The sequence below is a fragment of the Streptomyces sp. NBC_00872 genome, assembly GCF_045161915.1.
GTDB lineage: Bacteria > Actinomycetota > Actinomycetes > Streptomycetales > Streptomycetaceae > Streptomyces.
On sequence record NZ_CP108806.1, the window covers coordinates 8,255,533 to 8,275,397 of the forward strand.

Sequence of the window (19,865 nt, forward strand, 5' to 3'; positions counted from 1 at the left end):
TTATGGGTGTGATCTTGGCTTGGCAATACCTCACTGACGCCATTCCGCGTCGCGGCCGGACCGCGGTGTCGCGTCAGCCGTCCCAGGTGCGTTCGACGGTCCACCGGCGCGGAAGGACCGAGAATCCCCTGGTGCCGGGGTCTGACCACACCGGCGGGGCATCTCGGTCCTTCGGCGGATGCTCGACTTTCAACCGCATCAACGGCCCCTCGGCCAAGGGTGGTTCACCTCTGTGGTCGGGCCAGAATGAGCGGTGGGTGAGCCTCGGACGGACCCGGTCCCACGGAAGGTCCCGTAGGACCCGGGCCAGGCGGGTGACGACGTGGCCGGCATCGCGGACGATCACGAACGGCATGCCGAGGGTGACCGGCAGCTCAGGGGCGGCGGCCTCCTCGGTGGCGGTGTGGTCGGGCAGGAGGTCGGCGACGGCCGTGCGGATCGCGCCACGGCTGACGCCGTGGTCGCGGGCGAGGGCGGCGATGGAGCGGCCTTCCAGGTACGCGGTGCGCACGTCGCAGGTCTTCGTGGTTGCCACGGGCCGGGCGGCGTCCGCCCTTGCTGCCCTTCGCCTCGGCGGCGCGCAGTCCGTCGTAGGTCAGCTCGCGCTGGAGGTCGCGCTGGGGTTCGCCGGCGGCGGCGAGGGTTTGCACCATGAACTTCACGGTGGAGAGCAGTTCGCCGGTGCGCGGGTGGCGGGCGGTGAGGTCCATCGCGGAGAACGCGCTGTCGCGGATGGGCAGTGCTACCTGCTCGCGGTGGAGGACGTCGAGCACGTCGAGGATGTGTCCTGTGCCTCGTACGAGGCGGAACATCTCGGAGATGTGGACGCTGTCGCCCGGCCGCGCGTACGTGAGCAGCTCGCGGAACTTCGGTCACTGGAGCGGGTGGAGGCGTCGCGGATGTTGAGCATTGCGCGCCAGTGTCAACTTTCCGGCTTCGGGTCAGGCCGGTGGGTCGGGGTGTACCTGGCGAGCATGGTCTGGACGGCCTGTTCGACGGCGTCGTGGATGTCGGAGGCTGCGGGGTTCCAGTCGGTCAGCAGCATGCGCGGCCACAGGACGTAGTTGGCGATCATGCCGAGGAACTGGTTCGCGGCGCTCACGGCGTCCGGGACATCGGCGTTGCCCGCCTCGTGCTCGGATTCCAAGTAGTGCTGAACGGAGGTGAAGTAGGGCAGTTTGCCGAGCTGGAACTGCATCCGTCCCAGTTCGGGGAAACGAGGCAGTTCGGCGATGACGATCCGGAACAGGGCTGTCATGCCGGGCCGGCCGAGCAGGTCGGCATAGCGGTGGCCGACGGTTGTCAGTCCGGAGCGCAGATCTCCGGTCTGTGGCCGCGCGGCGGCGTCGCCGGCGTCACGCTGCCAGGACTCGGTGACGATGGCCTCGAAGAGTGCCGCCTTGGTGGGGAACCGCTTGAACAGGGTGGACTTCGAGACCCCGGCCGCTTCGGCGATCCGGGCCAGTGAGGTGCCGTCGTAGCCGCGATCCAGGAACAGTTCTGTGGCTGCGGTGGTGATCGCCTCGCGTTTCTGCTGAGCGAGTCTGCGGTGGTGTGCGGAGAGTTCTGCTGCCATGCGGACAGTATGCCGCAGACCCGAGGCGAGTCACTTGACTCGCCTCGATGGTCCTGCTTACGGTACGAGAGCAAGGCGAGTCGAGTGACTCGCATCCTATCTGTGGCGCCGGGCGAATTCCGGTAGCCGCGTGGTGGAGGAACAGTTCATGACGATCGACAAGATCGCTTTGGTGACCGGTGCGAATCGCGGCCTCGGACGTGGCGCGGCCATCGCTCTGGCCACACGCGGGGTGCGGGTCTTGGTCACCCACCGCGGTGATGCGGCCGGGGCTGAGAAGACGGTGGAACAGGTGCAGGCGGTGGGTGGGACCGCCGCTGTTCTCCGGCTCGACATCAGCGACGTCTCCTCTTTCGCGTCCTTCACCTCCGAACTGAGCGAGCAGCTGGAGCGCTGGGGTACTTCGCGGCTCGACATCTTGGTCAACAACGCGGGAGTGGGGATCTTCGGACCGCTGGAGGACGTCACGATCGACGACTTCGACACGGTGATGGGCACCAACGTCCGGGGCACGTTCTTCCTCATCCAGTCACTTGTGCCGCTGCTGACCCAGGGCGGCCGCGTCATCAACGTCTCGACGTCACTGACCCGCCACACCAGCCCCGCCACCTCGGTCTACTCCGCCTCGAAGGCCGCCGTCGAAGCCCTGAGCCGCACCCTCGCCGCAGAACTCGGCCCGCGCGGCATCCGGGTCAACTCCATCGCCCCGGGTCCGACCGCCACCGATTTCAACGGTGGAGCGATGCGGGACGACGCCGAGATGCGCCAGGTTCTGGCCGGACAGACCGCGCTCGGCCGCGTCGGCGAACCTGAGGAGATCGGCGACGCCATCGCCACGCTGGCCTCCGAGGGCCTGCGCTGGGTCACCGCCCAGCGAATCGAGGTCTCCGGCGGTGCCCTCCTCTGAGCGACCGGGCGACGGGAGAGCCGGGCGATGTCCTCCTCGCGGAGTTCGTGGCCCTCAGCTCGGAGCTGGGCGACGGCGGCGTCGACGCAGCGCGTCGTCCAGAGCACGATGGCGTTGAGGACCAGACCGAGCGCGCCGAGCCGGTCCTCCATGCCGTCGCGGTACGCCTGGTGGATGGTGCCGCGCTTGCCGTGGCACACAACGCGGGCGAGCTTGTGGCGGGACTCCTGCACGATGAGCTGGCGGTTCACTTGCCGGCGGTAGGTGTCGTCGGCCGGATCGACCACGCGGAGCAGGTGTTCGGTCTTGGCGATGCGCCCGTATTCGGCGAACGCCTGTACTGGTCGACGTGGACGAGTCGGGCCCGGGTGAGGGCCTCGTGCGCCGGGTTCACCACCGGGGTCAGGCCGATGTCGCACGCCTCCGACACGAGCAGGGCGACGAGGGAGGTGGCCAGGTCCTTCATGCGGGTGGTGCCGTCGCCGAGGTGGACGAAGGCGTCGAGGAAGCCACCCCGCGTCCAGGCCGCGCACCAGCTCCGCCAGGTGCTCCTCGACGGGCATGTCCAGGCTCAGGGCCGCCGGGACTTCCTCGCACACGGCCTCCCACTCGGTGCGACGGAGCGGCGAACACATCGCGGTTGTTCAGCGCCCGGTACAGCCGCTCCAGCACGCACACCACGTACGCGTCCCGGTCCACCACGCCCTGCGGCGGATCGGGGTTGGCGTAGACCGCCTTGCGCCAGGCCGGCGGCACCAGCTTGCCGTCGACCTCGCGCGGCACCAACGGCTTCACGCTCACTTTCCGCCGGGCCGGCGCCGGAAGCGCCCGGACCCCGGCGAGGACCCGCTTGCCGCCACTGGCCGCGGACAGCGCTTTCGACTCGCCCAGCCTCAGGGCGACCTGTCACCGGGCCGGCGAACAAGTTAGGGCCCGGTGGAAAAGGGGCCGTCGCCCAGGAGGCCTGAGCGGTCGGGCAGGCCGGTCGCGATCCGTAGTTTCGCGAACTCGACCGCCAGGGCCGACGGAGGGTAGTGGGCATTGAGTCCGCTGGGGTTGGGCAGCACCCAGACCTGTGTCGTGCCGATGGTGAGGGGCTGGCGGCCGACGGTCGCGTCGGGGGAGCCGAACGCGGCGCGGTAGCCGGTGACGCCCAGGAGGGCGAGCCAGGACGGGCGGCGGGCGAGGACCCGTCGGCGTAGCCGGCCGCCGCCTGCCGCATACTCCGGCGCGGTGAGTTCGGCGGCGCGTGCCGTGGGTCTGCGGACGATGCTGGTGATGCCGATCCCGAGTCCCAGCAGTTGGTCCTCTTCGGTGGCGTCGAGCAGCCGGGGGGTGAAGCCCGCCCGGTACAGGGCCGGCCACAGCCTGTTGCCGGGCGTGGCGAAGTGATGGCCCGCCACGGCGGAGGAGAGACCGGGGTTGATCCCGACCAGCAGGACCGTGAGATCGTCGGCGATCAGATCCGGCAGGCGGGCATCGTGCGCGGCTTCGAGTTCGGCCCGCGTCGCGCGAGGGCGCCGGCGTGGACCGGGACCGGGTGCTCCACCGGTCGTACGGCGATCGGTCGGCCGGTCACCTGGTGCGGGGTTCATCGGAGCTCCACGGATAGTCGTCCACATCGACGGATATCCTGACACTCCGTTCGCTCAGGTCCACGCCCACGCCCACGTCCATGCCCGTGACCACACGGACGTGGACGCCGGGGGCCCGCCGCTCCCGGCGGACCCCCAGCGGGGACACGGACAGGGCCCCGCGCTCAGCCCTTTCAGCCCTTGAGGGGACCGCCGTTGATCGCGACCCGCTGGCCGTAGCGGGTGAACGGGTAGTAGTCGTACGTCGCGTGGTGCTGCACGCAGCGGTTGTCCCAGAACACCAGCGTGTTGGGGGTCCACCGGACGCGGCAGGTCAGCATGGGACGGCTCGGGACCACATCGAACAGCATGTCGAGCAGTGCCCGGCTCTCGTCGGACGAGAGCTGAGGGACACGTGCGGTGTACGCCTTGTTGACATAGAGAAGCCTGCGGTCGGTCTCGGGATGACGTACCACCAGCGGGTGTTCGCTCTTCGGGGCGACATATCCCGGGGGCGGGGTGTAGCCCTGGAACGCGACGAGTCCGTCGTGCACGGCGGTCAGACCGTCCAGAAAAGCGCGCATCGCGGGCGACAGCATCTCGTAGGCCAGATGCATATTGGCGAACAGGGTGTCCCCGCCGCTGCCCGGTTCCGGTACGCGGGTGATGTAGAGCATCGACCCGAGCGAGGGCTCCGCGTCGGCGGTGCCGTCCGCGTGCCAGCCGTTCCCGGCCACGTTCGCCGCCTCGGGGGTGGTGTTGATCTCCAGGATGTACGGATCGCCCTCCGGCGGCGGGGGGTTCACCGCGCGCAGTTCGCCGAAGTGACCGGCGAAACGCTTGTGCTGCTCCTGGGTGAGGATCTGGTCGCGGAAGACCAGAACATGGTGGTCGAGGAACGCCCCTTTGAGATCGCGCAGTTGCTCCTCCGACAGTTCCTTCGAGAGATCGACGCCGGAGACCTCGGCGCCGATGACGGGGGTGAGGGAGTCGACCGCGAGGGTGGTGTACTCCCTCCGGGGCCTTGCCGTGACACGCTTGACGGCTTCCAGTTCGTAACTCTCCACGCGATCCTCCTGAGGTGGACATGGAACAGGTACAGGGAGCGGGGTGCGGGGTGCGGGGTGCGGGGTGCGGGGGCGCCACGGCCCGTGGGCCGGTGGCGCCTACGGGTCAGCGGGGACCGGCGACGGGCCGCGACACCGTGTTGATCGCCGTGGCCACCGCGTGCACATGGGGCGGTCGGACGATTCCGTAATGCGTGGTGTCGAGCCGGTGCCAGACGCTCGGTTCCGGGAGGTGGGGACGCCACAGCGCCCACTGCTCGTCCGGTGATCCCAGCGCCGGCAGACCCGTCACCGGCTGTTCCGCCAGCCAGAGATGGCTGGGGGTGGCGGCCAGCGGTCGTACCCGGTGGACGGTCATGCCGCGCAGATTGGCCCGGCAGCACCGGGCGAGCCGTTCCGCGTAGGCCCGCGCCGGTTCACCGGCCGACGCCTGCCCGCTGTGGCCGAGTTCGTTGGCGAACACCGCCTCGAACTGGCTCTCGTCGTACGTCTCGAAGAGCGCCCCGGCACCGGGCGGCGGCGGGTCGAGCAGATGGAGCGCGTCCGCGGGCCGGCCCGCCGACTCCGCCTGCGCGGCCATCTCCATGGCCACCCAGGCACCGAAGGACCACCCGGCCAGTTGCCGGTGCCAGATCCCGTCGGGGAAGCGGGCGCGCAGGGCGGTGTGGTAGCGCCGGGCCCGCTCGGCGAGCGTCCAGGGCAGCGGTCCCGGTGTCCGCAGCCCGGGGTCGGCGATGAGACAGACGGTCAGTCGCGGGTCGAGCGCGGACACCAGTGACCGGTACGACTGGATGTCGCCGCCGACCGGATGCACCAGGCACAGAACGTCGTGCCCGGTGCCTTCCTGCCAGATCTCCAGCGGTATGTGGCCCTCCGCCGCCGCTCCGGCCGCCGTCGCTCCGGCCTGTGCCGACCCGGCGGGGGGTGTCGCGCCGAGCCGGGTCAGGATCTCGGTGAGACTCACCCGGTGGCTGAGCCACGACAGTTCGAGTTCGATGTCGAAGTGCCGTTTGACCTCGCTGATCAGATCAAGCATCGTCAGCGAGTCGGCGCCCAGGTCGTACAGCGGGACGTCCGGGTCGAGACGGTCCACGCCGAGCCACGCGCGGAGCCAGTCGGTGAGGCGCTCGGCCGCCGTGCCCGTGGCGGCGGTCCGCGACACCACAGCTCCGCCGGGCACCGTTGCGGATGCGGATGCGGATGCGGATGCGGATGCGGGCGCGGGTGCGGGCACGGACGTGGACGTCCGGACCGGGGCGGACCCGGAGTAGAAGGCGCGGGACTCGTCCAGGGCGGTGGTCGAGACGAGGAGCTGCGGCAACCGGAGTCCGAGGGCTCGGCCGAACAGCCGCTTGCCCTCGTCCACGGTCAGCCCCACCGCGAGATGCGCCTGGTGACGGGCGTCCGTCCGCAGCGCGCGCACCGCCATACCGGACTCGCGCCATACGTCCCAGTCGATACCGATCCGTACGGTGGTCCCGGTGTCGGCGGACCGGTGGTGGGCGAAGCCGTCGAGCAGGCCGTTGGCGGCCGCGTAGTCGAACTGTCCGACACCGCCGAACAGCGCCGACATCGACGAACAGTAGACCGCGGCCGTCGGCCGGTACCGCTCGATCAGCCGCTCGACCAGCAGCGCGCCTCCCAGCTTGGCCGCCGTGGCCTCCCGTATCCCGAGGGCGTCACGCCCGGCTATCAGAGCGCCCGCCGCCACACCGGCCGCGTGCACCACGCTGTCGAGCCGCGAAGTCCGCCCGGCGATCAGGGACATGACCTCGTCGGGGGGCGACCCGGCCAGATCGGCCTCGATCAGTTCTATCCGGTCGGCCCAGGGCGCGAGCTCCTTCGGGAGCCGGGCCCGTCTGGACAGCAGCAGCACCCGGCCGTCGGTCCGCTCCAGCAGCCAGGCCGCGGCAGCCGAGCCGATACCGCCCGTACCGCCCAGCACCAGATGGACTCCGTCCCCGGTGGGCGGCGCCAACGGGGAGGAGGCACCGGCGGAGGACACCGGCGTGACGATCCGCTCCCACCAGAACCCCTGCCGCAGCGCGAGATGTCTCGGCAGCCCCGCCGCGGGACCGGTGGTGTCGCTGGCGGCCGTCAGAGCCGCCACCGCCGGTGCCCAGTCGACGAGACCGGCGCCGGGGAGGTCCAGCCAGTGGCCGTCCACCGGGCCTTCCTGCGGGGCCACTTCGCTGACCCCCGCCAGCAGACCCAGCTCCGGCCGCTGTACGGGACCGTCGACAGGTCTGGCCCCGTACGACACCCACCAGGGCCGCACCCTCGCTCTCCCCGAACTGTCGGTCACCGCCCGCACCAGCGCGGCCGTCGTGTCCAGGCACGCCCAGCGGGCGCGGGCCACCGAGCCGGGCCCGACCGGTCCTTCGACGGCCAGCGGCAGCGCGTGCAACCAGTCGATGTCCCACGCCCCCGACCCCGCCTGCGCCCCGGACCTTGCCTGCGCCCCGGCCCGGGTCTCCGCCCCTTCGCGCGGACCCGCTTCCGTCAGCGCGTCGAGCAGAAGACCCAGCGATACGGGGTCGGCCGGATCGACCTCGAAGACATCGTCGCCCCGCCGGGCGAAGCCGTCGGCGGCGTTGACGCGTACGACCCGGTCGTAGACCGCCTCGAAGGCGTGGACGGCGGGCGGCTCCGCCGGACGGTCCGTCATCATCACCAGCAGACGCGGCACACGCGACGCGGGTCCGGCCCCCGGGGCGGCGTGGCGCAGACGTACCCAGTGAGGCTGGTGCAGCCAGTCGGCCTCGGGGAGCCGCCGCGCTCCCTCCACCTCCGCCGGAGCGGTGCTCGCCGTCACCCCCGTCGCGCGTACGAAGTCGTACTCCGCCAGGTCGAAGGCGGGCGCCGGGAAGTCCCAGGGAGCCTGGGCGGGGCCCGTCGGCCAGTCGATCGTCCGGCGGGTCAGCCACGCGGCGGCCAGATCCTCCGCCGACCGTTCCGGCGCCAGGAGCGATGCGAGGACCGGCGCCCGGAGCGATGCGGCGACCGGCGCCGTGTCCGGCGCCGTCGGCCCTGCTTCCGACGACCCCTCGTACGGGCCTGTGTCGTAAGCCGCCGCGTCGTAAGCCGCTGCGTCGTGAGCCGCTGTGCCGTACGCCGCCGTGTCGTACGACGTCCAGTCGCTCCGCAGCCACTCCACGGCGGCGCCCGCGTCCCGGCAGACCGCCGCGATCCTGTGGCGACGCGCCGGACGGCCCGCCTGGAGATGGCGCAGCACCTTCCCGTACTCCTCGGGACGGCCCGTCAGATAGTCGGCGATACGCGTGGCGTCCGCCCGCAGACCCGCCTCGCTGCTGTTCGAGAGCATCAGACAGGGCACCGCGGCGGCCGTCGGCCCGGCGGACCCGCCCCGATCCGTGCCCGGTCCTTCCGCCTCAAGGACCACATGCGCGTTGGTGCCGCCGATACCGAAGCTGCTCACGGCGGCCACCCGGTCCCGGCCGGCGGGCCAGGGCCGGGCCCTCGCCGGAATGTAGAACGGCGCCGGGTCCGGTCCGATCTGCGGATTGAAGGCACGGAAATCCGCGTGGGGCGGGATGAGGCCGTGGTGGACGGAGAGGACGGCACGGACCAGTCCGACCACGCCCGCCGCCGCGCCGAGATGCCCTATCTGGCTCTTCACCGAGGTCAGGGCGGTACGGCCGGATTCCGCCACCCCGAACGCCTGGCGCAGCGCGCCCACCTCGACCGGGTCACCCAGCCGGGTGCCGGTGCCGTGCGCCTCGACATAGCCGAGGTCGGCGCCGCTCCGGCCGGCGCGCCGCAGGGCGGAGCGGATCACCTCCCGCTGGCCGGGGAGCGAGGGCGCGCTGTAACCGAGTTTCGTGGAGCCGTCGTTGTTGACGGCCGAGCCGGTGATCACCGAGTAGACGGTGTCGCCGTCGCGCCGCGCCCGGTCCAGCGGCTTGAGCACCACCACACCGACACCGCTGGCCCCGATGGTGCCGCTCGCGTCGTCGCTGAAGGGCCGGCAGTGCCCGTCCACGGAGAAGATGTGCTGCGGGCGGTAGCGGTAGCCGTCGGTCAGCTCCGTGTCGACCAGGACGCCGCCCGCCAGCATCACGTCGGCGTCGCCCTGGCGCAGCAGCGCGGCGGCGAGATGCACGGCGACCAGCGAACTCGCGCACGCCGCCTGCGCGGTGAAGGCGGGGCCCGTCAGTCCGAGATGGTAGGCCGCCTTGGTCGCGAGGAAGTCCTTCTCGTGGTGGAGGGCCAGCCGGAAGCCGTCGGGCAGATGAGCGGGGTCCCCCTCGCGCAGCATGGCCTGGAAGTAGGTGTTCTCACCGGCCCCGGCGATGAGCCCGACGCGCACTCGGGACGGGTCGCCGATCCCGGCGTGCGCCAGCGCGTCGGAACAGCTCATCAGCAGATGCCGTTGCTGGGGGTCCATCAGCCGGGCCTCCTGCCGGCTGATGCCGAAGTGGTCCGGGTCGAACGCCAGCAGCCCGTCCATCTGGCTGCGCGCCCCGACGACGCCGTCGGGGGCGTCGAAGTGCTCGATGCCGCGTTCGCCCGCCTTCACCATCTCCCAGAACGCGGACAGCCCGGAGGCGCCGGGCAGCCGTACCGCCATGCCGATGACGGCGATCGGCTCGTCGGCCGAGGCGGCACGAGACATGTCGCGCCGCCTTCCCGTGTCGCGCCGCCTTCCCGTGTCGCGCCGGCTTCCCGTGGCGCGGTCCGTGCCTCGCCCGTTCACGGCGGGTCCGTCCGTACCGCCCTCCGCCACGGGTGTCCGCCCGTCGGGTCCGTCCAGGAAGCGGGCCAGCGCCCGTACCGTGACATGCTCGAACAGGTCGGCGACGGTGAAGCGCAGACCCAGTTCGGCGGTGCAGCGCAAGTGGAAGCGCATCAGTCCCAGGCTCGACGCCCCGGCCTCGAAGAAGGTCTGGTCCGGACCGATGGGTGAGCCGGTCACCGCCTCGAACGCCTCGGACAGCCGGGCCTCCTGCGCGGAGAGCGCGGGCAGCACACGGGGACTCCGGCGCAGTTCCTCACCCGGTGCCCGCAGGGCCGCCTTGCGGTCCAGCTTGCCGCTGGGGGTCAGCGGCAGCGCCGTCAGCCGCCGGAAGCGGCCGATCCGTACATACGGAGGCAGCAGGGGTGCCAGATGGGCCATGAGCGTCTCGGCCGTCGGTGTGTCCGCCGGTGTCTCCCCGCGGAACTGGACGCAGGCCGCCAACTTGTCGCCGTCATGGACGACCACGGCGTTGACGATCTCCGGATGCCGCAGCAGGGCCGCCTCGACCTGCCCCAGCTCCAGCCGGTGCCCGCTCAGCTTGATCTGCTGGTCGTCCCGGCCCGTGTAGTGCAGCAGACCCTCGCGGTCGAAGCACGCCCGGTCGCCGCTGCGGTAGAACAGCCCGAGACCGGGCAGCTCGACGAAGCGCGTGTCGTTGAGCGCCGGGTCGCCCAGATAGCAGCGGGCGGCCATCGTCCCGCCGATCAGCAGCTCGCCGGTGCGCCCCGGCGGCACGGCCTCGTCCGCCTCGTCCACCACCCGGAGCACCGCACCGGCGACGGGCCGGCCGATGGCCGGGCGCTCCGGCCAGCGCGCCGGGTCGCCTTCGAGACAGAGGGCGCTCACCACATGCGTCTCGGTCGGGCCGTAGTGGTTGAAGAGCCGGGCTCCCGGCATGCCCGTGAACCAGCGGCGGATGGCGTCGGTGCACACGAGCTGCTCGCCGGCGGTCACCACCTCGCGCAGCCGCGAGGGGTATCTCCCCAGATGGACGGCGTGCTCGGCGAGGAGCTGGAGTGCCACGTACGGCATGAAGACCCGCTCGATGCCCGCCGATTCGAGCCGCTCCAGCAGGGCCGGGGCGTCCTGGCGCCAGCCGGGCCGCACGAGATGCAGACAGCCGCCGCCGCACAGCGTGCCGAAGATCTCCTGGAAGGAGACGTCGAAGGAGAGCATGGAGAACTGCTGGGTGGCGGCGGGTGCCCCCAGACCGCCCGACTCCGTCTGCCACTGGAGCAGATTGCACAGCGTACGGTCCGAGACCCGCACGCCCTTGGGAGTGCCGGTGGAGCCGGAGGTGAACAGGGTGTAGAGCGGACGGGCGCCGTGGTGCGGCGGTACGGGCGGTCCGTCGGCGGGTCCGGCCGGTCCACTGTCGCCCGGTCCGTCCGCCGGTCCGTCGGCCGTTCTACCGATTTCCGGCAGGGCGACGGTGTGGCGTACGACGCCGCCCGGATCGACGGTGTCGAACGCCGCCGTGCCGCCCGGCGGCAGCAGCACACAGAGCGGCTCCACCTGCTCCAGGATCTGACGCAGCAGGGCGGGCGGATAGGACGGGTCCAGCGGTACGACGGTCAGATTGAGCCGGGCCAGTGCCAGGAGCGACACGACATGCTCGGCCGAGGGCTCGAAGTACAGCGCGACGGCACACGGGCTGTCGTGCTTCTCCGGCAGCGGATGCCCCGCCCGCAGTTCGGCGGCGAGGGCGGCCGCGTACGCGTCGAGCCGGGCGTAACTGACCGCGCCGTCGTCGGTCATCAGGGCCGGCGCGTCCGGCGTCAGCGCGACCTGCCGGGCGAAGCCGTCGGCCACGGTCGTCCAGACGGGATCGGCCGCCGCGCCCCGGCCGTGGTCGGGCAGAGTGCTCCGGTAGGAGGCCGCGAGCTCGGCGGGGGTCGCCGTACCTCCGCCCGCGAGCAGATCAAGACCCCGCAGGAACAGACCGGACATCGCCTCGGCCTCGGTGGCGTCGAAGCGGTCGTCGGCGTACTCCCACAGACAGTCGAAGCCGTCCGCGTGCTCGATCACGGAGAGCGTCAGCGGGCACTTGGCCTCGGCGGGCGCCCACCACAGAGGACGGGAGGCGCAGCCGGGCAGTGCCAGCGCGCTGAAGTCGGTGTTCTCCAGGACAAACAGGAAGTCGAACGGAGTCGTACCCGGGCCTCCGCCCACGCCCACGCCTGCGCCCACGCCTGTACGAGTGTCTGCGCCTGTGTCTGCGCCTGCGCCTGTGTCTGTGTCTGTGTCTGGACGAGTGCCGGCGCCCGCGCCCGTCTCCCGGTCGGCCAGCACATGGGCCAGTGCCACGTCCTGCCGCTCCAGCACCTCCCGAGCACCGGCGCCCAGACGCAGCGACTGCGCGCGCAGATCCTCGTGCGGTGCGACGGCCAGCGGCAGCAGGACGGTGTTGGCGAACATGCCGACGCCGGCGCCGAACTCCTCCACCGGCCGGTTGGCCACGGGTCCCGCCACGCGTGGACGCGTCAGCCCGGTCACTCCGTACAGGCTCCAGGCGAAGACCGCGAGCAGCAGCTGAAAGCGGGTCAGATCCAGCTCGGCGCAGAGCCGGTCGACGGTGGCGCGCTGGGCGGCGTCGAGCGAGGTGTGCAGCAGCCGCCCCTCCGGAAGCCGCCCCTCCGCGAGCCGCACCCCCGGCAGTCCTCCCTCGGAGAAGGGCCCGGAGCCGGCCGGCGGCAGTGGCTGCGCCGCTCCGGCAGTCCCGGCATAGTGCGCGCGCAGTTCGTCGAGCTGGGTGAGATAGGCGGGCCGGGAGAACCAGTCGCTCTGCCAGACGGCGTAGTCGAGCGGGGTGGCAGAGGGAGCGGCTGCGGGTTCCGGCCCGGCCGGTGTCCGCGTACCCGCGTACCCCGCCCCCGCCGGTGCCTCCGCGTCCCGGAGAGCCTTCGCGTACTCCTCCGACAGATCCCGCAGGAGGATGTTGACCGACCAGCCGTCGACCGCGATGTGGTGCAGAAGCAGCAGCAGGACTCCGCCGCCGTCCCGCGTCAGCAGGCTCGCCCTCAGCATCCGGGGCCGCGCCAGATCGAAGCCCTGGGCGAAGAACCGGTCGGCGAAGGCCCGCCCGCCGGTCTCGTCGCCGACGGACTCCGGGTCCGGCTCGGTCCAGGGGTCGTACGGCTCGCCCACCACCTGGAGCAGCCCCTCGGGCGCCGCCTCGAACGCGGTACGCAGCGCCGGATGACGCTCCACCAGCCGTCGCAGCGCGTGCCGCAGCGCCCCGGCGTCCACGGCGCCCTCCAGGCGGAAGGCGAGTCCCACGTTGTACGCCGTGGAGCGCGGTGTGCGCTGTTGCAGCAGCCACAGGCGCTGCTGCTCGCTGGTGGCCGGTGCGCGACGCGCTCCCGAAGGGGCGGCGGGCACCGGATAGGGCGAGTCGCCGGAGGTCCCCGCCCGGTCGATGGCGTCGCCCATCCCGGCGAAGTCCCCGTGGAGGACGAGCGACTGCGGCAGTTCGCAGCCCCAGCGGCGCCGCACCTCGAAGCGCAGCCGCAGCGCCTTGAGCGAGTCGCCGCCGACAGCGATCCAGCGGTCGCGGAGCCGGAGTCCGGATATGCCGAGGATCTCTTCGGCCAGGGCGAGCACCTCGCTCTGCCCGCGGGTGAGCGCTGTCTCCCCCTCGCCCGCCGTCCGCTCCTCGTCCGGGCGCCGCCAGGGCCGTGCGCCGAGACGCAGCAGGGCGGCCTCGTCGACCTTGCCGTTGGCGTTGCGCGGGAGCGCGTCGACGAGATGGATGTGATGAGGCCGCATATAGGAGGGCAGCCCGGCTGCGAGATGGCGTTCGAACTCGTCGAAGGACAGCTCGTCCCCGAGCACCACATGGGCCAGCAGCTCGTTCGGCCCGTGCTCGCCGTCGCGGCGTGCGCACACATACGCCTGCCGCACCGCCGGATGCGCCATGATCCGCTGTTCCAGCTCACCGGGCTCGATACGGAAACCCCGGACCTTCACCTGGCGGTCCGCCCGGCCCAGGTACTCGATGAGGCCGTCGGCGTCCGCGCGTACGAGATCACCGGTCCGGTAGTGGATCCGCCGGCCGCCGTCGTACCAGGGGAGCCGGACGAAACGGCGCTCGGTCTCCTCGGGCAGATCGCGGTAGCCGGCCGCGAGCCCGTCGCCGGACAGCAGCAGTTCGGCCACCTCGCCGGGCCCGGCCGTACGGGTGGTGCCGGGCACGACCAGCAGGGTCCCGGTGTCCGGCAGCGCCCGTCCGATCGGCACGGCGCTCCCGTCGAAGTCACGGGGGATGGGGTGGGACACGGCGAAGGTGGTCGTCTCCGTCGGACCGTACGCGTTGTGGAGCTGGGTCGGACTCGACGCGTTGTGGCGGTACCAGCGGCTGATCAGACGGGCGTTGAGTCGCTCGCCGCCGACCAGGACCTGGCCGACCCCGGCGAAACAGTCCGGCACGGTCTGGACCACCGCGTTGAACAGCGCCGCCGTGACGAACATCGTGTCGATGCGCAGCCGCAGCAGTGCCTCGGCCAGTGAGTGCGGCGCCTGGACGGTCTCGTCGTCGAGGATCACACAGCAGCCGCCGGTCAGCAGCGGCACCCAGACCTCGAAGCTCAGCGCGTCGAACGCGGGGTTGGACAGACAGGCGAAACGGGCGCCCTCCGCCAGCCGGACATAGCCGGGCCGGGCCAGCCGCAGGATGCCCGCGTCCCGTACCTCGACGCCCTTGGGACGGCCCGTGGTGCCCGATGTGTAGAAGAGGAAGGAGACCGGGGCGCCGGTGAACGGCGGCTCGTGGGCGCTCTGTTCACCCGGTCCGGCCGCGAGCAGCGCGTCCACCGGCAGCGGCCGTACACCCTCGGGCAGACCGTCAGGCACCGCCCCGGAGTGCGACGCCGTCCCGCTGTCACCGACGGGCGTCATCCCGCCGTCGCCGTCCGGCACTGCGCCGAGGTCATCGTCAGGCACCGCCCCGCCGTCGTCGGGGCCGGGGCCGCCGTGGATCACCGCCACGCTGCCCGAGTCGGCCAGGATATGACGCAGCCGCTCGGGCGGGCTCTGGGCGTCGAGCGGTACGACCCGGGCGCCCAGCCGCAGGATGCCGAGCATGGCGCAGACCAGCTGCCAGGAGCGCGGCAGAGCGACCGCGACCGCGTCGCCCGGCCGTACACCGTCACGGCGCAGCGCGTGGGCGACCGTGGCGCCGGCGGCGTCGAGGGCGGCGTAGTCGAGCCGCCGTTCGCCGTCCATCAGCGCGGGGGCGTCCGGGGTGCGCAGCGCCTGTTCACGCACCGCGTGTGCCAGGCCCCGGGCCGGGGGAGCGGCGCAGGGAGTGGAGGGGAGGCCGGTTGTTCCGGAACGCATCATGCCTCCTGAGCGGCGGACGGGGCCGACTGCGCGGCGCTCGGACGGACCGGCCGCGTCACGGCGCCGGGCGGTACGACGTCGGGCTCTCCGGTGGCCGGAGGCGCCGCGTCAGGCTGTCCGTCGCCCGGGGGCGCCGCGTCACATCGGCCGTCGCCGCCCGGCCGGGTGGCGACGGCCGTGAGAGGGGCGGGGGCGGGGGCGGGGTCCGGCATCCGGGCCAGTTCGCCCGCGATCAGCTCCGCCACCCGTGGTACCTCGTCGCTCTCCAGCAGGTCCCAGTGGCCGCAGCCGACCGGCTCGACCACAAGACCGCCGCCGGCCCGCCGTTCCCAGAAGGAGGCGACCGCGGACCCGTCCTCGCCGTCCTCGGTGGCCTGTACGAACACCAGCCGGGCAGGCGACTCCGGGACCTCGTACTCACGGGCCGTCATCCGGTTGTGGTTGTAGATACGGAAGTACCGGTCGATCTGGTCGTCCTCGATGCCCGGGTACATCCCGTTGAACCTGACCAGCTTCTCGCGGAACTCGGATGCCTCGACCGGCCCGATCGCCGCCCGCCGCGTGGGGTCCTCCGTCCCGTAGGTGTCGAGCAGGACGACAGAGACCCGGGTGTGCCCGGCGAGCGTCAGAAGGCGCCCCATCTCATGGGCGATCAGACCGCCGTACGAGAGCCCGCACACGACCAGTGACTCGTCGGGCCGTGGATCGACGGCCTTCAGATACTCCCGCGCCATGGCCTCGATCGTCGGCAGCGGAGTCTCCCCGGCGTTGATGCCGGGCGACTGGATGCCCTGGACGCCGATGGACTCGGGCAGCGCGGCGGTCAGGGAGAGATAGCAGAAGGCGGTGCCGCCCGCCGGATGGACGCAGACGACGCGCTGCCGGCCGTCCCCCTCCCGGAACTCGATCAGGCCCGGATCGCCGTCCGGCTGTCCCGACGCACCCTTCCTGAGCCGTTCGGCCAGGGCCTCGATGGTCGGATGCACCATGACGTCCCGTATCGGGAGGGTCTCGCCGAACTCCTCGCGGACGGCGTGGGCCATCTTGATCGCGGATATCGAGGTGCCGCCGAGGTCGAAGAAGTTGTCCGAGACGCCGATACCGGGGTGGAGCAGCAGCCGCCGCCAGATCCGGTAGAGCGCCATCTCGACATGGTCGCGCGGACTGGCCGTGTTGACCTGGTGCGCGGGCTGCGCGGACCGGGCCAGCTCCAGCAGCGCCGCGCGGTCCAGCTTCCCGCTCCGGCTCAGGGGCAGACGCGGGAGTTCGACGAAGACCGCGGGGATCATGTAGTCGGGCAGCCGCCTCGACAGTGCCACGCGCCACTCGTGCGGCGACCTGGCGGACGCGGCCGTCGTGGCCGTCGCGGCTGACCCGACGGACTCGGCGGATCCGATGGACTCGGCGACCGAGTCGTCCCAGCTGATCCCCGCCACCAGACGCGGTTCGCCCGCGCCTTCGCGGTCGGCCACCACGGCGGCCTCCCGTACACCCGGCAGCGCCAGCAGGGCCGCCTCGACCTCGCCCGGCTCGATCCGGAAGCCCCGCAGTTTGAGCTGGTCGTCGCGGCGGCCGACGTACTCGGCGTTGCCGTCCGGCAGCCAGCGGGCCACATCACCGGTGCGGTAGACGTACTCGCCCGGCACGAAGGGGTCGGGCAGAAACCGTTCGCCCGTCAGATCCGGCCGGTGCAGATAGCCGCGGGCCAGACTCGCGCCACCGACGAAGACCTCGCCCGCCACTCCGACCGGTACGGGCCGCAGCCGCTCGTCCAGCAGATACAGACGGGTGTTGGCCAGCGGGCGGCCGATCGGGCACTGCCGGTCATGGGGCCCCGGATCGTCGTAGGCCGTGGTGTAGAGCGTGGTCTCGGTCGGACCGTAGCCGTAGCGGATACGCAGTCCGGGCAGGGCCTGTCGCATCCGGTACAGCGCCGACTCGGGAAGCGATTCCACACCCGTCAGCAACTGACGCAGCGCCAGTCCGGCCAGACGGGCGCCCGGATCCTCGTCGATCCATCGGACATAGGACGGGGGCAGGAACGCCTGGGTGATCCGGTGCTCCCGCATCCAGCCCATCAGCGCCTCAGGGTCGCCGCGCAGCTCGTCGGGGACCATGTGCAGCACGGCGCCGGTGGTGAGAGGCATGAGTATCTCGTGCACCGAGGCGTCGAAGCCGATGCTCGACCAGAACGACGCCGGCTCGCCGGGGGCCGCCCCGAACCGGGCCAGCCAGTCGTCGAAGAGATTGATGACGCTCGCGTGTGTCACCGCCACCCCCTTGGGCCGGCCCGTCGAGCCGGAGGTGTAGATGACATAGGCGAGATGCGAGGGAAGGACCGCGATCCCCGGGGCGTCGTCGCGCGCTCCCTCCGCCTCGACCGCCGCCAGATCCTCCCAGCCTCCGGGCGGTACGCCGGCGTCGCTCAGCACCAGGGCCGGTACGGCGTCCTCCACCATGGCGGCCAGTCGCTCGGCAGGCTGACCGGGATCGAGCGGCAGATAGGCGGCACCGGACTTGAGGATGCCGAGAACGCCGACCACCAGTGCCGTCGACCGGGTGGTGTGCAGGCCCACCACCTGGTCGGGACCGGCTCCCCGGGCGATCAAGGCGTGCGCCAGACGGTTGGCGCGCCGCTCCAGCGCCGCGTAGTCGAGCCGTTCCTCGCCGCAGACGAGAGCGGGGCCGGCGGGACGGGCGCGGACCTGGGCCTCGAAACGCTCGATCAGTGCCTCACCCGGTCCCTCGCCCGGTCCCTCTTCCGGCGTCTCTTCGGAGCTTTCGCCCAGACCATCGCCCAGACCATCGCCCAGACCATCGCCCAGACCGTCGCCCAGACCGTTGTCCAGGCTCGCGCCCCATCCCTCGCCCGAGCCCTCTTCCCGGCCCTCGGGCCGGGAGATGGGCCGTCGCGCGCTCCGCCCGACACCGCTCCAGTTCGCCAGCAGCTCCCGCTGCTCCCGCGCGTCCATCAGCGTGAGATCCGCGACCTCACGGTCGGGCCGCTCGGCCATCTGCGACAGCACCCGCGTCAGACAGCCCGCGTAGCGCTCGACCGTACCGTGGTCGAACAGGGCGGTGGCGTAGTCCAGATCGCCCACCACACGGCCGTCCTCCTCCAGCAGCGCCAGCGCCAGATCGAACTTGGCCGGCGCGTGCGGCACGACGAGCGGTTCCACCTCGACCTCCGGCAGATCCAGCCGCCCTCTGAGCGGCGGAACCCAGGCGAACATGGTCTGGAACAGCGGGGTGTGGGCGGTGCTGCGCGGTGGAGCGACCAGTTCCACCACACGCTCGAACGGCAGGTCGACATGGTTGAGGGCGCCCCGGAGGGCGGTACGCACCCGACCCAGCAGTTCGGTCCCCGTCGGTGAGCCCGACAGATCGGTGCGCACCGCCAGGCTGTTGACGAAGAAGCCCATCAGCCCTGAGACGTCGCCGCGCGCCCGGTTCGCCGTAGGGACTCCGACAACGATGTCCGACTGGCCCGACAGCCGGGACAGCACCACGGACCAGCCGGTCAGAATGGTGGAGTACAGGGTGACGCGGTGCCGGCGGGCGAGGGTCTTCAGCGCGGCGGTGAGTTCGGCGTCGAGGGAGAGCCGCACCCGGCCGCCGCTGTAGTCCTGTTCGGCCGGTCGCGGCCGGTCGGTCGGCAGCTCCAGCAGTGGCGGGGCGCCGGCCAGATTCGCCGTCCAGTACGCGGCCTGCCCGGCGGGCTCGTCACCGGACATCCACTGCCGCTGCCAGCGGCTGTAGTCGGAGTACTGCCAGGTCAGCGAGGGAAGATCGGCCTCCCTCCGCTGCTGGAAGGCGGTGTAGAGGGCGCCGAGATCCCGGAGCATGATGTCCCTGGACCGGCCGTCGAAGACGATGTGATGCACCGTCAGCAGCAGGATGTGATGGTCCGGGCCCAGGACGAGCAGCCTGCCGCGCGCCAGCGGGCCCCGGCTCATGTCGAACGGCGTGAAGGACTCCTCACGCTGCCGGACGGCGAGGCGCGCGTCGGTGTCCCGGCATCCGGTCAGATCCTCCACCGCGAGGGCGAAGCCGGTGTCCGGCGGATCGATCCGCTGGTACGGCTCACCTCGCGCGGACACCAGCCGGGTGCGCAGCGTCTCGTGCCGGGCGACCAGCGTGTCGAGCGCGCGGTCCAGTGCGGCGCGGTCCAGCGGACCCCGCAGACGGAAGCCCATCGGCTCGTTGTACGCCGCACTGGCGCCGTCCATCTGGGCCAGTACCCAGAGTCGCTGCTGCGCCCACGACAGCGGCGGGGGCGTTCCGCTCCCCGTCGGCGGGCCGTCCGCCGGCGGTCCGTCCGTGGTCGGTACCGGTACCGCGCGAGGCGGTGTGGTGGTCATGCTCTGGGAACCGCGTATCGCCGACAAGACCAGCCCTTTCCCCTGGGGGAGGCTCAGTACGGAGTTGGGGATCACAGTGGGGCGCCGTCGTCCTGGGAAGTCCTGAGGACGGGCGGGAGTGTGGGGGGACGGTGGAGACGGGGGTGGGGGATGCGGGGGTGGGGGATACGGAGGGGCGCGGAGAACGTACGCCTCCGGGACACGGCGGAGCGGACATCGTTGTCACGCCGGGATGCGCCGCCCACCGGTACGGGGAATCGGCGCGGATGCTCGGGGAACTG

Annotated in this window: 8 protein-coding genes and 1 pseudogene; 1 reads left to right on the forward strand and 8 read right to left on the reverse strand. The window is 71.9% G+C overall.

Translation table 11 applies throughout. The features are described from left to right. Positions 1-73: 73 nt before the first annotated feature. The 3 genes from OG214_RS35290 to OG214_RS35300 form a co-directional block, all read right to left on the reverse strand. The gene (locus OG214_RS35290) at positions 74-481 is read right to left on the reverse strand and encodes a hypothetical protein (protein WP_405987699.1); all 408 of its coding nucleotides are present in this window, start codon (positions 479-481) and stop codon (positions 74-76) included. After that, positions 375-812: a hypothetical protein gene (locus tag OG214_RS35295; protein ID WP_405987058.1), complete on the reverse strand. Its 438-nt coding sequence runs from the start codon at positions 810-812 to the stop codon at positions 375-377. Before OG214_RS35295 ends, OG214_RS35290 begins: the two co-directional genes overlap by 107 nt. Positions 813-922: 110 nt before the next feature. Further along, complete coding sequence (locus tag OG214_RS35300; RefSeq protein WP_405987059.1) at positions 923-1,576, reverse strand: TetR/AcrR family transcriptional regulator; 654 nt, start codon at positions 1,574-1,576, stop codon at positions 923-925. Between the two features lie 148 nt (positions 1,577-1,724). Here OG214_RS35300 and OG214_RS35305 point away from each other — a divergent pair, with 148 nt between their 5' ends. Beyond that, a complete protein-coding gene (locus OG214_RS35305; protein ID WP_363082379.1) occupies positions 1,725-2,483 on the forward strand; it encodes an SDR family oxidoreductase in 759 nt (252 codons plus the stop codon). A 14-nt stretch (positions 2,484-2,497) separates the two neighbouring features. On the opposite strand, the pseudogene OG214_RS35310 reads toward OG214_RS35305, so the two are convergent. The 5 genes and pseudogenes from OG214_RS35310 to OG214_RS35330 all read right to left on the reverse strand — a co-directional run. Then, positions 2,498-3,317 (reverse strand): annotated as a pseudogene (locus OG214_RS35310) (Tn3 family transposase); the annotation flags it as partial. Between the two features lie 92 nt (positions 3,318-3,409). Beyond that, positions 3,410-4,078 (reverse strand): G/U mismatch-specific DNA glycosylase, encoded by a 669-nt coding sequence (gene mug, locus OG214_RS35315; RefSeq protein ID WP_405987060.1) that lies wholly within the window; start codon positions 4,076-4,078, stop codon positions 3,410-3,412. Between the two features lie 173 nt (positions 4,079-4,251). Next, positions 4,252-5,124 (reverse strand): TauD/TfdA family dioxygenase, encoded by an 873-nt coding sequence (locus OG214_RS35320; protein WP_363086467.1) that lies wholly within the window; start codon positions 5,122-5,124, stop codon positions 4,252-4,254. A gap of 106 nt (positions 5,125-5,230) precedes the next feature. Beyond that, positions 5,231-15,220 (reverse strand): AMP-binding protein, encoded by a 9,990-nt coding sequence (locus OG214_RS35325; RefSeq protein WP_405987061.1) that lies wholly within the window; start codon positions 15,218-15,220, stop codon positions 5,231-5,233. Then, the gene (locus tag OG214_RS35330) at positions 15,220-19,584 is read right to left on the reverse strand and encodes a non-ribosomal peptide synthetase (protein ID WP_405987062.1); all 4,365 of its coding nucleotides are present in this window, start codon (positions 19,582-19,584) and stop codon (positions 15,220-15,222) included. The genes OG214_RS35325 and OG214_RS35330 overlap by 1 nt, the downstream gene beginning before the upstream one ends. Positions 19,585-19,865 lie beyond the last annotated feature (281 nt).

Bases quoted from the DNA above. Each gene is read 5' to 3' on its own strand.
- OG214_RS35325 (WP_405987061.1), bottom strand. From the start codon at position 15,220: ATGCGTTCCGGAACAACCGGCCTCCCCTCCACTCCCTGCGCCGCTCCC.
- OG214_RS35295 (WP_405987058.1), bottom strand. From the start codon at position 812: ATGTTCCGCCTCGTACGAGGCACAGGACACATCCTCGACGTGCTCGAC.
- OG214_RS35305 (WP_363082379.1), top strand. From the start codon at position 1,725: ATGACGATCGACAAGATCGCTTTGGTGACCGGTGCGAATCGCGGCCTC.
- OG214_RS35330 (WP_405987062.1), bottom strand. From the start codon at position 19,584: ATGACCACCACACCGCCTCGCGCGGTACCGGTACCGACCACGGACGGA.
- OG214_RS35300 (WP_405987059.1), bottom strand. From the start codon at position 1,576: ATGGCAGCAGAACTCTCCGCACACCACCGCAGACTCGCTCAGCAGAAA.
- mug (WP_405987060.1), bottom strand. From the start codon at position 4,078: ATGAACCCCGCACCAGGTGACCGGCCGACCGATCGCCGTACGACCGGT.